The sequence below is a fragment of the Pseudoalteromonas sp. A25 genome (assembly GCF_009176705.1).
In the GTDB taxonomy this organism is placed as follows: domain Bacteria; phylum Pseudomonadota; class Gammaproteobacteria; order Enterobacterales; family Alteromonadaceae; genus Pseudoalteromonas.
Genome location: NZ_AP021846.1, coordinates 1,387,294 through 1,402,334, shown reverse-complemented (window position 1 = coordinate 1,402,334; position 15,041 = coordinate 1,387,294). Strand labels below are relative to the sequence as shown.

The window sequence follows — 15,041 nt, the reverse complement described above, 5'->3', positions numbered from 1 at the left end:
CATACAAATTCTCAATAAGTGACTCAGTATCATCTGTCCAAATTAGGTTAATAATATTAACCAACTCGACTAGTCCATTACATCTCACGCATGAGACATCGTGAAAATATCAAAGCCAACTCTTTACTATATGTACATGGCCTAGCCTGCTATACACATAAAATAAGAACTGCAGATACCCTCACTTTTAATAAAGATCACTCAACTCGCATTCGGCGGTTATACTTAGATTTACGTAGTACTCGCTACTCTCTATCTTTTCGCATCACAAGGGGATGAATATGTGGCAGCCTCATCAAGGGGTAGCGTATTTCCTTCTCTGAGCCAAAACGTGCACATCAACAAAGATGCTTTATTTTGCCATAACTCAAGCAACATTTCAGTACTTCAAACTTAACAGCTCAATTTCCTCAAAAAAATAGGGGGAATTGCTTAGTAATCGAGTTCTATATCACACAAAATGATCCATTTGCATATCGTTAAGACCACAAACAACTTTCAAGATAGCGGTGCATACACCTTGTTAATCTACGAGTTTACAATATCAGGATAATCTAATAAGGCAAGTTCAAACATATATACTAACACTTGATTGCCTAACTCAAAAACCCCTTCACATTGATGCTTACACTCTAGTTTCAATATGTTTAGTCAAATGACTCAGCATGACCATAATAAATGGTTAGGTACAAAATTGTGTAACTGTTAAACTACTTATGACGAACTAACAATGTACTAAAATCATATTAAAAAGGCCAACTTGAATATCATGAAAAAGGTATTTCTAAATCAAATTTGTCACTACATGCTCTACTTTTTCATTATGCTAAGCTCTTTACAACACCCGAGTGCGCAAGGCTTCACAAATGTAGGTACAGAAAACTCGAATGTGATATATGAGCACTTATGGTCTGCACAGGGTTATGGCTACATAATACACTTTGTTGACAAGAAACCTTTTGTTTACGATGTTACTTCCGATTTTTGTGTGCTCAACCATACCGTAATGAGGGAGCTAAATGAGCTCAACTTCGCTAAAGATATTAACTTAATCGCACCAAATGTAGCACTTCTAGACTGGGGGGCGGCAAACAGGCTCATTTTGCGTAGGACTAATACATTGCCTGAGCGCTGTACCAGCACATCAAAAAGCCAGCGCAGTAGCGCACCTTTTGATGCACAATATTTATTTTCAGTTTATACACAAACGTACTCTGAATTATATGCATTCGCAGATATGGTAAACCTAAAACAGAAAATAGAATTTTGGTCTAATAAAGTGAGTGAAGCGACAACTGAAGAAGAATTAGTCGAGATTATAGGTAGCTTTATTACGAGCGTAGATGATGGACACGCTGCACTGTGGGATGAAAAGGGTAACGTACTTGCGTTTAATGATACAAAGTTTAACACGTTAAGACAAAGGTTAGTTCAAGCTCAGATAAAAAACACCGAATACGCGCACTCTGACTATTGGCGTTACAAACTATATTTACAAGATAGGTCAGAGTCTATCACTGAAGGTTATTTTGCAAAGCAAACTTCTACAATACAAAGATATGACAATTTTTTGTTTGCGCATCTGCCCAATAATTTGCGCTATTTTAAAATTTCAGAGATGAGTGAGTTCTCAGAGTCTCAAACACTCACAAGTGATTTAAACGCAGTGGATGAAATATTAAATTTAATACTTCCCAGTATGAGGGAGTCAAACGGTATCGTAATTGATTTACGTTCGAATCCAGGAGGTTATGATTTAGTCTCTCTCAAAATTTTGTCTTACTTCATTGACAAGAAACTTGTGGTTGCAAGTAAGCAAGCCAAATATTTAGCCGGATTCACTCCTCTTAGAACAGTCACCGTAGCCCCGGCAAACGCCCTTCCTTTTTTAGGGCCTATTATTGTCCTCACAAACCAATTTACAACAAGTGCTGCAGAGATATTTGTGCTTGGACTTAAAGCCAGAGGTAACGTCTCTTTTTATGGTACCAGAACTGATGGAGCATACAGCGATTCCCTCATAAAACAACTTTCTAATGGTTGGTACTTTTCTTTATCTAATGAAGTATATTGGGACACTCAAGGTGTTCAGTATGAAATGATAGGTCACCCCGTTAGCAAATATTTTGAGTACCTCAACATTAAAGATATTGAGCAAGGGATAGATAAAGCCTTAGAAGAAGCTATAGCAGATTTAAAATAATGGATCTTATACGACAAACGAGAGCTAGCCCCATAGCTGAAGGCTAGCTCAATTTATAATTGAGCTACTTAATCAAAGCTCGTTTTATTAAAATAGCTAACAAACTTATTCCGATGTCTTCATCCATCTCTTAATGAATAAATCGCGGGCTTTACAATGTACTTCCGCAGCGGGCCATAACACGAAATTAAAGCGATCGCGATAGTACAAAGCACGGTACACGCGGCCGTAAATATCAGTGATAGCTCAATGTATTCTGACAGTTCACCAGCATAAATATTGTACATAACAAGTAGTAGAATCAGACTGATAAAGAAGCCAAGTAATATTGCTGGCATATTATCTTTTATTACCATGCTGATCAGGTCACCTTTTTTAGCCCCAAGCGCCATTCTAGTACCAATTTCCAAACGCCTCATTTGTGTGCTGTAGCTCAAAACTCCGTACAACCCTATACCGGCAAGAAGAAAAGTTAACAGTGTAATAGACGTCGTTGTGATAGCCGTCATATATTTACTAAACAACAAGGTATTTTGCAATGTTGTTACCTTTGTCATCTCATAAATCGCCAGTAAACTCGTTACTTCCTTTATAGCAGATACCAATTCACTTCGACTAAGTTCTTGACCTGGAGCTAATTTGATCATCATTTCAATTGAGTGAACCGAAGTTGGTACATATATTCTCAGTGGAATTCGTGTACTACCTGGAATTTTTACGCTCTTAACGACGCCAATTATAGTATAAGTATCTTCTTCAGCCGAGATAAGCTTCATGCCTATTGCAGATGAATTAGGTGCAATATGCTGAGCAAGCTCTTCATTTATAATGATAACTAAATTTTCATCTTTGACATCTGACGCAGAAAAATAGCTGCCCTCTACTAAAGGCTGTTGAATCATTTCAAAATAATTGCTATCCACCGATTTATAGTCGGGTGTAAACTGTATATTGTTGCGTGGTTCTGTAAAAGACCAATCATCAAAGCCACTCAATGGAGACCGTGCAGCACTTATAGACTCAACCTGAGGTAATTCTAATATTTTGTTTCTAATCGCTTCACCTAAAGGTGAGCCTTCCAATTCTTCTTTGGTTGGAGCTCTACTCACGGTTAAATCAATATCTATCATACGTTCAATATTGAATTCCAATGGCTCGGTTATACTATCTATCGAATTTTTGAGTAAGCTAATATTGATAAAAGCTATAAATGTAACTACAGCGATCTGACTTACAATTAGTAATTGACGTGCTCTCTTTGAGATTTGAAAGCCAGTTCCCTTGCCACTTCCTTTAAGCATAACGATAAGCGTTTTATAGTCAATCATGCGGCTACTAAACCACGCAAAAATCAATGCAAACGCAACGAGTAAAACTAAAGCTAAACAAATAGTAAAGAGATCCACTGACAGCTCCTCCACACGAGGAAATACTTCTGACAAATTTATTCTTATCAATACAAATCCAACATAAGAAAATATTAGCGCCACTATAACCGAAAGCGCCATCAAAATTGTCGACTCAGCTAAAACGACCCTGAAAATATCTCTTTTCTTAGCTCCTAGAGCAGCATGAATCGAGAGTTTAGGTAACTGTTCAGCTGTTCGAGAACTAAATAGGTTTATAATATTTGCAGTTGCAATAATAACAAGTCCCAATACTCCGGCTAAAAGGAGAAGTAAAGTATTTGCATGTCCGCCTAAAATAACTTCTTGAAGGTGCACAAGTTCAATTTCCACAGACCAATCTTTAAAGAACATTGAATCGGACATAGCTTCTTGCCATTTTTTATTGTTTTGTGGCCCAAGTAACATTTGAGCTTGGCTTACAGAAATATCTTCAGCTAGTTGGCCTATATAAACTAGTTCATCAAAACTGGCTTGCCAATTAGTACGTAACTCCGCATTAGAAAAGCTAAAATCCCAAGGAAGCCAAACTTCAGTTTTAAAGTCACCTCCATTTAGCTTTGGCTCGATAAAATTCTTTTCTATAACACCTATAATTGGAAAGCTACTTTCTCCAAAGCTTAACTTTTGTTCCAAGATATTTTCATCCCCTTGAAACATATTTTGCCAGACCTCGTAACTTATAATCGCGCCATGATGAAATGTATTTACTTCTTCATTAGAGTCAAAAATTCGCCCTTTTGCCATTTTAACATCAAACAAATTAAACCATCCTGGTGTGACATGTGAGATTGATACAGTTGGCTGTTCAGGAGTAGATAGTAGTATTTTTTTGCCATAAAAAATCAAAGCCTGCTCAGAGAAAACAGGTTGATTATTATACATTTCAACCAAGCCAGGAACATTGAGTTCAAGACTGATGTTGTCGGTTGTAGCATTCTTTGCAATTTGAGTAATACTGAACAAACTTTCTTGCTTTGAATAAGGCAAAGGTTTCAATATTAATACATACGCAAACGTTGAAATGCAAATCAATGCACCTAAGGTTATACCCATTGTCGAGCAAACTGTGCCAATAAAGCCTGAACGTTTCAGTAGTGAATTCCAAGCTTGCGTGATCAAATATGTTAAAGCACTCATCCCACTTTCCTTAATGAGTCCTTAGCAACAATCTTACCATCGAGCAGGTTGAGTTTTCTTTTCGCCATCTCAGCAAAACGGGCGTCATGAGTTACCATACATATGGTAGTCCCGTTAGCATTTAATTTCGCTAAAAGGTCCATAACTTGCTCACCACTTTTAGAGTCCAAATTCCCAGTCGGCTCATCGACCAGTAACACTGCCGGTTGCGCTACTAAAGCTCTCGCTATAGCAACTCTTTGTTGTTGCCCACCTGATAGTTGGTTAGGTTTATGGTATAACCGATGCTCCATTCCCACTAAGCTTAAGCATTCTTGAACCCGGTCTGTAATCTCATTATCACTCCATTGATGGTTATTATATCTCAAGGGCAATGCAACATTATCAAATACGGTAAGGTCATCAATCAAATTGAATGATTGGAAAATGAAGCCTATCTTCGCATTTCTTACTTCAGCAGCTTTGTCATATGTAAGACCAGAAACATCACTTCCCTCGATAATATATTTACCGCTCGTCGGTGTATCTAACAGCCCTAGTATTGACAGTAATGTTGACTTACCACACCCTGACGGTCCTGAAATTGAAACATAATCACCTTCATATATTGTAAGGTGAATATCTTTTAGAGCATGCGTTTCTAGATCGTCTGTTTCAAACACCTTTTCAATACCAATCATTTCCAGTTTAACTACTTGTTGAGGCGAAGCAGCACCTACGGTCATTTTTCCACTCCTTATTACTTGCTGTTGCAGCCAAATTTTTACCTTAGTATTAGTTGGCTACTCTGATCTTTATATTCATTCGTATCTGAAATGATTATTTCATCTCCAAATTGAGCGCCTGAAACTATTTCAATAAACTTTCCTGCTTCTCTACCAAATTCAATACTTTTTAATCTGGCCTCATTGCCACTTTTGAGAATATGGTAGAGCTCTTTCCTATCACCTGCTTTACTGTGCGCTGGACGTCTGATGTATTTCACTCCGATTAGAGTATCAATAATTATGGAAGCATCGACATTAAGCTGAGGTCTAGTACCCAGAGGAAGCTTTTCAGGAAGCGATATTTCTATCGTTACGGTATTCTTTTCAACTATTGGTTCTACTCTCTCGACAATCCCTTCAACTTTGTCTATCCGAGTATCAACAATTGCCTTTTGACCAACAGCGACATACTGAGCACTTCCCTGGGGCACTCGTACTTGTGCTACTAATTCAGTTACGCTACCTATTAACGCAATTTCATCACCAATATTCAAGTTCTGTCCTAGCTCAACAGGAAGTCTCTGTAGTACTCCGTCAAACCCAGCCCTAACAATAAGTTTCTCTGTTCGTAACTGTGCACTTGCTAACATTCGTTCAGACTGCTTTACCTGCTCTTTAATAATGCGTAAAGATACCTCGTGAGATAACTTCAGCTGTTCGAAACGTTGGGTCAATATAGAAATTCGCTGTTTTAATTGTTGCTCTTTTAACAAAGATGATTCAAAAGTTAACTTCGAGACAATCCCTTTTCTATAAAGCTCCTCTTCAGCTTTGCGCTTCATTTGAGCAGTCTCGAACTCGACTTTCACCTCAGCCAATGATGCAGATTCTTGGAGCAACTCTCGTTTATTGCTTATTTCCTGCTGCATTAAACTCGCTTTTTTTAGTGAAAGGTCATATTTTTTATTCTCAACTTCTATTTCAAGTTCAGGGTTTTCAAGCTTTACAATAACACTTTCAGCCGTTACGTGTGCACCAGGCCTTAAAATGATCTCTTTAACTTTGGAAACAGTCTGAGCCGCTATAAGTTGTTGTTTACCAGAAATAAGCTTGCCGTACCCCTCAACAGTAGCATTGATATTCCCTTGTTTAACTTTTTCCACAACCACATCACTGCGTTCAACAAATACAGAAGTGAGCGATGATTTTGTCCATCCAAAGAGTAAAATCAACACTAGACCAGCACCCGCAATGGAAATGTTCTTTTTACTCAAAAGGTAGTTTTTTTTCTTTACTTTGCTTTTAACTATATCCAAAAGGATTTCCCCAAATTTAAACTTAACAACCATAACAAATTAGCCACAGCCGTGTAGGGTCAGCACAGGCTAAATATCACAAAGAAGCAATATCTTGATTTGCTCTGAAGATAAATAGCCTTCTTAATCATTTTACAAAGCGTCACCAACCAAGATAGTAAGCATCTGATATAGAACTTATCATTGACAGTAACGCTACGTTTTACTTTGTGTACATCATCTCACACGTGAGATACGCCCCGCTAAAGTAAATTCACAAATATACATGATGCTATAAGAACAAGTACGCTCCCGACAAAACCATTCATAATAGTTTCTTGCCGCCTAGCCCTTTTTCTAGCTTCATTATAAGGTATTGTTGTATGGGCTATCATACTATACAAAGGCAACCAAACTTTTGGGAATAAACGATGTAAGAGCAAATCAAGCTTCTTTTTCGCAATAAATATTGGTGAACGCACTTTTTCCCTTAATTCTAAGAAATTTAACTTTGATAACTCAGCAAGTGCGTCTGTATGAGGTTTGCGCTGCTGTTCAAAAGCTTTAAACGCCTGATTTTTTGAAGCATACTTCTGCAGCTTTTCTATCAATAAACAACAATCCTCAAACGCAGAATTCATTCCTTGACCATAAAATGGATATTGGGCATGACATGCATCTCCAACTAGAACTACCCAGTCTTCATAAGCCCATTGGTCTGTTCGAGTTGTAATTAAACTCCCAACTGAGTGGCTTTCCCAATTTTCCAGAATCTCGTTTAGCCAAGGCTTCAAACTGGGAAACTGCTGCTTAAAATAAGCTTCTGCTTGCTCTGTTTTTCTAATCTTTGCAAAGCTCTCTTGCCCTTCAAAAGGCAAAAACAGTGTCAATGTATGAGAACCATCTAAATTGGGATGAGAAACGATTAAGCCTTCAATCGCGGGCCATATGTGTAAAGCTGTCAATTCAATTCTTGATTTACCATCAGTAGATGCAGAAAGGTTGAGCTCTTTATAACCCCACTCAAGAAACTCTTGATTATAAGCCGCCCTTTCACCTTTCTGCATTTCTCTACGAACAGCAGAAAACGCCCCATCAGCCCCAACAACCCAATCAGCCTTAGTCGTGATCTCCTGACCATTAAAGTCAAAGTGAAGTATTCTATTGGCCTTGTCAAAATTGACAAACCTGTGTTCAAAATGAAGTTGTAGCGCTTCTGATTCTTCGGCTCTTTCAAGTAATAATCGGTTTAATTCATTACGATCAATTGAGTGAAGAATTTCATTATCATTTTTTCCATAGGGTTGATATTTTTCTGAGCCATTTGGTAAATGGAGGACTCTACCTGTCATTTTTACCGTTCGAGAGATCGCCTCTTCATAAAGCCCCACCTGTTTGAGAGCTTGAATACCACGCTTAGATAATCCTAAGTTAATAGAGCGACCACTGGCCAACTTGTCTTTTCTGGGATCGATGCGCCTCTCGTACAAATCAACTACATAACCATGCTGCACTAATAATAATGCTATCATGGAACCTGCTAGGCCACCGCCAATAACCGCTACACGCTCTGATGCTTTAGTTAGCCCTTGAGCAGATACGACTACCGATTTTATCTCACTCTCAATGTTCAATTGCTCTATTGACATGACTCATATTCTTATACTGGTTGTTTGCTTAAAATATCACTTTCAGAGGCCCGTTTACTGCTTAATTGCAACTCTGCTTCTATCAAGTATTCTAGGGCTTCACTGAACTTTGCTCGACTTAGTGAATTATATAAGTTAGATAAATACGCCCTAATATAAACCTTTCTTAACTCCGCAGGGTAGCTTTTCTTAACCAAAAAAGGGAGATCTGAATCTACCATATGTCGAATTGCCAGCATAGGAATCGGGCTTCTTAACGGTCTAAATGCTTCATTTCTCAGCCCAGGGCTTTCATTATGTGCATGAAACTCTCCAAGCATCAGACCTTGCTCAACAAACTCCTCTTTTAGCCGGAGCTGCACAGTATCAACAACTTTGGCATCCGAATTCTTAAGTTTAGGAAAAACAATTAGAAATGCTTTATTTATGGCGAGCTCACTATCTGTAGGCTCTGTGCTTAAGAAGACCTCACGAAGGTTAGTCACAATATCGCATATATCTATAACATTCGTCGCATCATTTTCAATCGCAGTAAACCATATTTTGTCTAAAACCAATGACATAGGAACAAAAGGACACACAGGGCCTTTCCTACCTAACTCCTTATGTGGTTTCGCTAAAAATGAATTTACCCACTCGAGTATTTCACCCAGACTAGATGATGTGCCGAGCGAAGACGTTACTTCAGATGCTTTATAAAGTATAGGAATCTTTTCACTTTTATTGGCTGAAAAGGGGCAAGTAACGCTATTATTTTCTTCTTCGAGATTATGTGATTCAGATATACTTCCTGAAGTTATAGCACCTTGGTGAGTGCATAAATTATTTTCGTTCATATGGTCAAAAAAATCCTTTATATGTCACTTGTTTTTACAAAATGCGAACCTAAAAACGCGACATTAGTATTGGAGTGCACGTAAATAGTACACAGTTTCTCTTAACGGATGTGTTAGTAACATTGACAACTTCACTTAACTTTATTGAAGCAACACGACACTTCAATAAATGAATAGACATAACTGAGTCAATAATAAATATTTAGGCTTTTTTAGCATGAAACAAACTTGCCACAAAGTATATCGTTCACCATGATAGAAGCCTATCAATCGTAAACTCAACGAAAGCTGTTGCACTACTAAAACGCTATATGGTGTAATTTCTAACATATTATCAAGACTTAGTATACCCGCAGTCTATGTCAGAATGAAATAAATAAAAATGATGTCGTTAAATCAAATCACTAAAAAGCCCAGTAAGCAACTCTTATGCCTCTATCATATCCATTTCTTTGAGCACAGTTTCTAAGTATGAGCTGAGATTCTGTAAAACGTGACTTTTCAATCTCCCGTTTGTGATATTACAGAAAGCTCTCATTAAACATGTCTCATGTTACAGGAAGTGAACAATTGTATCGTGGAAAAAGTAACAGCGTGAATAAATACCCGCTAAAGCACCAGTGATTTATCTCTAATTCTCACGATAATTAAACTTTACAAAGATAATATGACGCGAAAAGTGTATTGCATGTGTGAGATTTGAATTGTAAACTTCTTTTTGTTAAATCTAATTACTTTTTTGTCATCAGCTATTTAAGCATTGCGTATGTTTGTTGTAATAAATTATAGAATAGCTATGTGTTGTTGATAGCACTATTTCAAAGGAACTAATAGGTTTTCAACCAGTATAAACATACAGACCTGTGAGTTACAGAGAGTACTTTTGTTCAAATTTCATTGCTTCAGTAGTCGCTAGTAACCGTTTGTAAATTATTAAAATCACCTTACCTTGAGCTCATATTATAGATTTATGTAGCCTTTATAATCATATTAAGAAAGGATCGAAATAAGGGAAAAGTTCTATTAATAACGTTATGAGTAGTATGTCAGCACAATGCTAACTCTTTAATGTTAGCTTTGCTCTTTGCATCTTAGGGTCTCAATTTCATAATTTTGAATTGGACTTGCATGAAAGGCAACCTATGTATTGGCGTCATAATGATGCCAATACACTTTAGCTACAAACTTTTAGTGGAACTCGTTGGTCATTCACTGTCCTGCACAATGAAGCTTTAAAGTACAGAGACTTAAAATACAAAACAAAGTAATGGAGTTGTAGAAATGAAAAATACTCAGTCAGCCTTTGACAAATATGAATCGTCGGCACGCACATACTGTCGTACTTTTCCAGTAGTATTTAGTAAAGCACAAGGCGCTAGACTATTTGACGAAAATGGAAATCAGTTCATAGATTTTTTAGCCGGAGCAGGTGCTCTTAACTTTGGACATAACAGCCCTATTATCAAACAAGGAGTTATAGAGTATCTTGAAGGAAATGGCTTGGTTATGGCTTTAGACCTGCATTCTACCGAAAAAAGACGCTTTATCGACGCATTTCAAAAGTATATTTTAAAGCCTAGAGATCTGAGCTATAAAATGCAGTTTACTAGCCCCACAGGCACCAGTGTTATCGAATCGGCTGTGAAGCTAGCTAAAAAGTGGACCAAACGAGAAACTATTGTATCTTTTACCAATGGGTTTCATGGCATGACCGGTCTATCACTTTCATTAACGGGTAGCAGCCACCACAGACAAGCTACGGCTTATGGTAACACTTTTCGCCTACCTTATGATGGCTATTTAGGTGACGGTATAAATACTATGGCTTATTTTCGAAAGCTCCTTGAAGACAAAAGCTCTGGATTAGATTTACCCGCAGCGGTTGTAGTCGAAACAGTACAAGGTGAAGGAGGTTTAAATACGGCATCAATAGAGTGGTTACAAGAGCTAAGAAACATCACCGAGCAATATGGTATTTTACTTATTGTAGATGAAGTTCAATCTGGTTGTGGTCGAACAGGCAAGTTTTTCAGTTTTGAAAGAGCATCAATAAAGCCAGACTTAGTGTGCTTATCGAAATCTATAGGTGGAATGGGGCTGCCATTTGCGCTTCTATTAACAAGACCGGATATTGATATTTGGCAGCCAGGTGAAGACAATGGAACATTCCGAGGTAACAATCTAGCTTTCGTAGCTTCAAGAATAGCCATAGAGCATTATTGGGCAACAAATGAGTTTGAGCTACAAGTAGAGCATAAGGCGAAAATAATTACTGAGTTTTTGTCTGGATTGAAAAGTTCATTCTCTCAGTACATCGGCTCAGTAAAAGGAATTGGGATTATGCAAGGTGTTGAGTTCCTTGATCCTGAAGTTGTGCCAGGTATCATTAATTTGTGTTTTGGAAAAGGTCTAATTGTTGAATCTTGTGGTAACCAAGGACAAGTATTGAAAATAATGGCGCCGTTGATAATTGATGAAGTGGATCTATTATCTGGTCTAAAAATTATTGAAGACTGCATCTCAAGTTACGCTAGTTACAATTCATGCACTTCAAACAATATCAAACAAAACTTGAGCCTGACAGCAGAATAGCTTGTATGTATAACTCACACTATTTAGATTCAAAATCTGTTCATAAATTTGGTGGTTCAAGTTTAAGCAGCGCGATTTCATACCTGCACGTTGCAAGTATTATTAAAGACCACTGTCGCATAGGCGACTGGGTCGTAGTGTCGGCCGCTGGCAAAACCACGAATAAACTATTGTCGATAATGCACAGCAGCTCTACGTCGCCCAAATATGCGCTAAAAATACTTGAGTCTCTTTGGGACTATCAAACTAGTTTGATAAATGCTGCACCTGAGGAAATGCATGCTCCCCTTTTAGCACAATTGCGCGCTGATTTTGATACGCTTTCAAAAATGGTTAGGGCCAATAAAGCTGAATGTAAGTCTGAATCTGAGTGGTGTTGCTTTGGAGAAATCTGGTCAGCAAAGCTTTTAGCGACAGTGCTATTGTCATCTTTTCACCATACTGTGATGGTAGATGCAAGAAAAATACTCATAGTGAAAAATGACGAAGTTGACTTTCACATGAGTCGAAACAACTTGCAGCAGCATCTGTCTAAAACTACCGAAGCTTTGTCTATAATGACAGGCTTCATTGCTGCTGATAATAAAGGAAACACGGTAACTTTAGGGCGAAATGGGAGCGACTATTCAGCAAGCTTAATAACCAACCTTTTAAATGCAAGTACCTTGTACTTTTGGACTGATGTAGAAGGGGTTTTTAGTGCAGACCCTAGAATTGTGAAAGGTGCACGTTTAATACCCAGAATCAGCCGTTCCCAAATTCAAATACTCGCTCAATCTGGAAATACGCTCCTTCACGCTCGCACCTTACTTCCATTGCAAAGTAACAACTGCAATATCGTAATAAAAAGTAGCCTGAAGCCTCTTAAACAAGGAAGCGTAGTTACAGTTAAGACGCAGCCTCATGTCAGCTTTTTATCGAAAACCAACGAGGTCTGTTTAATAACGGAAGAAAGAAGCACACTACTTTCTCAAGAGCATATTCTTTATGCTCTACCAGAGGAGCAAGGCGGTGGCTGCTTAGTTTCATTAGAAAGTGTGAGACGATATCCAAAATTAGAAAACCAATATATTCTAGTTGACATACTCGTTTTCTATAGTAACTGCAAAGTCGATAAGACGCTAACTTTCTCCTTGGAGCAACTAGGTATAGACTTTAAAAAATACAACCTACACTCAACAGGAACACTTTCGCTTATTGTCTTACATGATTCAATATCTAACGATGAATTTTCAAAGCTTCATGAGTTCGCTATGCACGCAGAAACGCAAAGTGAAGCTTTCAAAGGAGAACTTATGGGGGAAAACTAGGAAATTCTAGTTTTAAAGTTGTGTCACTAATTAGGAATCGTACAAATGTATCGACAATTACGTATCATCTCACGCGTGAGATAGCATACTTATCTCCAAGTTAGTGACCTTCACTGCAAACAAGGCTCCATTTTGAGATGTCCACTTCTCTAAATACTAGAAATATTTAATTTTAAGACAGTGGACCATTACCATCAAATTAAGAGACATAATTCAGATAGCTCTTATAAAACTTCAGAAATATACACTCCGGTAATTTAGTCGCTAGGCGGCAAAGCACTAAGGCATTGTAGTAGGCATTTTTCTTAGGTATTCCCTTATTAAGTGCGAGCACACCATCTAGAGCACTTTTTAGATCATGAAAGTCAATATTGAAGGAAATACATGTGGACAAAGAACGAACATGGTGCAACATACCACTTGGCATAAATAGTATATCCCCGCCTTCTACATCGACGGTCATTGTTTTATTTGGCAAGTAATTTGGAAATGAGTCCAAAGCAGGATTTTCAGGATCAAGCTTAAACCAACGCCAATTGTATTGCCCACAATGTTCAGCTGATTCATGCGGCATCAAAGTAAACCTTTTGGTACCTGATATTTGAAAAAACAGGTTATTTGTCAACAAACAATCAAAATGTAACGGGGTCACACTTCCTGCTGGCCCTAAAAAGAACTGACAATAAGCCCACCACCTTTTGTACGCAGATGGAAGAAGATCGACAGGAAAGTTCTCAATATCCTTTATTAACCTCGGTTCCATTCTAAATATCGGTATGTCGTGGCAGTAAGGAGGACGAGAGGCATTTGTGCTAGACTCAAACTCTTGAATCTCATCGCAATACTCTTTCAGAGGCTTTTGTTGTTTTAATATACCATTGGGTGTAAACGTTTTTAGTGGAATTTTTGTAGAACCAAAATGTGAGCCAAAGAAATGAGGGCTCCAATTTTTTGTTGCGCTCCATTGACTACAACCGCCTTTAACTAATAAGGGCTTCCTAGCTTCTAGGTAGTTTTTTTTAAAGTCAACAGCTGAGATATCTGTCACTACATCAATCAATGACGACATGAAATTTTTCCTTTAATATAACGGTATCTATTTGATAATAAAAAGATACTTTACCATTCAATAAAACTATACTTACTGAATTATTAAGCCCCTAAAAAACCCACAAAGGGTACAGTAAGGGATTTTAAATTAACAGTTCACCTTACTCTATCTGCACATTGTATATGCACAGCTTGATTCCTGTCATTGTTCACATATCAACCTCCATACGCAGCAAGAATTTTTAGCATCTCTAAAAATAAGTAGATTTCCAAAAATAACCTTTGATAAATGTCTTAGTAACAATGAATACAACACATGTCGTACAAAAAACAAACAATATGAATATCCACGAAAATTACACTGTATCGCTATCAACCTTTCAGGCTGATGTAACAAACCTAAAAAGAGTTAGAACAAGACTGAGTCAAGAGCTTCTTAAATACATCATTTACTCTAACCGTATTCATGATTTATTGAACTTAATGAATATCAACTTATAGACTGAAGTTTTAATAACTAAACAGTTAGACTGACTTGCAAATAGCACAACAACCGCCTAACAACTAGTCGTGCATACTAAAAAAACCAAGACAGCCCGCAATATGCGCAGTCACAATGTAAGCAAAACGCTCGAAGGCAGCCACTTGTTTTCTACTTCAAAGTAATTCGCTACATTAAACACTTTTCGCTTTTGAAGTATTGCAACGAAAAGCCAACCAAGTGCTTTGTAAAACTGAGGTTTCAAGTTTCTATTCAGCACATAAATAACAGATTTGCCCTAAAGAACATATTACCTATTCACTATAAAGCGATCAACTCCCATGTAAGATTAATAGAATGATTGTACGGAGA

9 protein-coding genes are annotated in these 15,041 nt (G+C 37.6%); 3 read left to right on the top strand and 6 right to left on the bottom strand.

From position 1 onward, the window contains the following. Positions 1 to 769: 769 nt before the first annotated feature. Positions 770 to 2,203 (top strand): S41 family peptidase, encoded by a 1,434-nt coding sequence (locus GDK41_RS06295; protein ID WP_152085606.1) that lies wholly within the window; start codon positions 770 to 772, stop codon positions 2,201 to 2,203. A 119-nt stretch (positions 2,204 to 2,322) separates the two neighbouring features. Here GDK41_RS06295 and GDK41_RS06290 read toward each other — a convergent pair whose 3' ends face one another. The 5 genes from GDK41_RS06290 to GDK41_RS06270 form a co-directional block, all read right to left on the bottom strand. Beyond that, entirely contained in the window at positions 2,323 to 4,749 is a 2,427-nt protein-coding gene (locus tag GDK41_RS06290; RefSeq protein WP_152085605.1) for an ABC transporter permease, read from the bottom strand. Further along, positions 4,746 to 5,474, bottom strand: a complete 729-nt coding sequence (locus tag GDK41_RS06285) for an ABC transporter ATP-binding protein (RefSeq protein WP_152085604.1) — start codon at positions 5,472 to 5,474, stop codon at positions 4,746 to 4,748. The genes GDK41_RS06290 and GDK41_RS06285 overlap by 4 nt, the downstream gene beginning before the upstream one ends. Before the next feature lie 38 nt (positions 5,475 to 5,512). Next, positions 5,513 to 6,805, bottom strand: coding sequence for an HlyD family secretion protein (locus tag GDK41_RS06280; protein ID WP_232056534.1), 1,293 nt, complete (start codon positions 6,803 to 6,805; stop codon positions 5,513 to 5,515). A gap of 209 nt (positions 6,806 to 7,014) precedes the next feature. Continuing rightward, complete coding sequence (locus GDK41_RS06275; RefSeq protein ID WP_152085603.1) at positions 7,015 to 8,400, bottom strand: FAD-dependent oxidoreductase; 1,386 nt, start codon at positions 8,398 to 8,400, stop codon at positions 7,015 to 7,017. An 11-nt stretch (positions 8,401 to 8,411) separates the two neighbouring features. Beyond that, entirely contained in the window at positions 8,412 to 9,236 is an 825-nt protein-coding gene (locus GDK41_RS06270) for a DUF6875 domain-containing protein (RefSeq protein ID WP_152085602.1), read from the bottom strand. Between the two features lie 1,281 nt (positions 9,237 to 10,517). On the opposite strand from GDK41_RS06270, the gene ectB reads away from it, so the two are divergent. After that, positions 10,518 to 11,828, top strand: coding sequence for a diaminobutyrate--2-oxoglutarate transaminase (gene ectB, locus GDK41_RS06265; protein WP_152085601.1), 1,311 nt, complete (start codon positions 10,518 to 10,520; stop codon positions 11,826 to 11,828). A gap of 5 nt (positions 11,829 to 11,833) precedes the next feature. After that, positions 11,834 to 13,138: an amino acid kinase family protein gene (locus GDK41_RS06260; RefSeq protein ID WP_172971560.1), complete on the top strand. Its 1,305-nt coding sequence runs from the start codon at positions 11,834 to 11,836 to the stop codon at positions 13,136 to 13,138. Positions 13,139 to 13,337: 199 nt separating this feature from the next. Here the strand turns inward: GDK41_RS06260 and GDK41_RS06255 are convergent, their stop codons facing one another. Next, on the bottom strand, positions 13,338 to 14,207 hold the full coding sequence (locus GDK41_RS06255) for a cupin-like domain-containing protein (protein ID WP_152085599.1): 870 nt from the start codon (positions 14,205 to 14,207) through the stop codon (positions 13,338 to 13,340). Between the last annotated feature and the right edge of the window lie 834 nt (positions 14,208 to 15,041).

Excerpts from the sequence above, each read along its gene's own strand:
- GDK41_RS06295 (WP_152085606.1), top strand. The coding sequence starts at position 770 with ATGAAAAAGGTATTTCTAAATCAAATTTGTCACTACATGCTCTACTTT.
- GDK41_RS06290 (WP_152085605.1), bottom strand. The coding sequence starts at position 4,749 with ATGAGTGCTTTAACATATTTGATCACGCAAGCTTGGAATTCACTACTG.
- GDK41_RS06275 (WP_152085603.1), bottom strand. The coding sequence starts at position 8,400 with ATGTCAATAGAGCAATTGAACATTGAGAGTGAGATAAAATCGGTAGTC.
- GDK41_RS06260 (WP_172971560.1), top strand. The coding sequence starts at position 11,834 with ATGTATAACTCACACTATTTAGATTCAAAATCTGTTCATAAATTTGGT.
- GDK41_RS06280 (WP_232056534.1), bottom strand. The coding sequence starts at position 6,805 with ATGGTTGTTAAGTTTAAATTTGGGGAAATCCTTTTGGATATAGTTAAA.
- GDK41_RS06255 (WP_152085599.1), bottom strand. The coding sequence starts at position 14,207 with ATGTCGTCATTGATTGATGTAGTGACAGATATCTCAGCTGTTGACTTT.
- ectB (WP_152085601.1), top strand. The coding sequence starts at position 10,518 with ATGAAAAATACTCAGTCAGCCTTTGACAAATATGAATCGTCGGCACGC.
- GDK41_RS06270 (WP_152085602.1), bottom strand. The coding sequence starts at position 9,236 with ATGAACGAAAATAATTTATGCACTCACCAAGGTGCTATAACTTCAGGA.
- GDK41_RS06285 (WP_152085604.1), bottom strand. The coding sequence starts at position 5,474 with ATGACCGTAGGTGCTGCTTCGCCTCAACAAGTAGTTAAACTGGAAATG.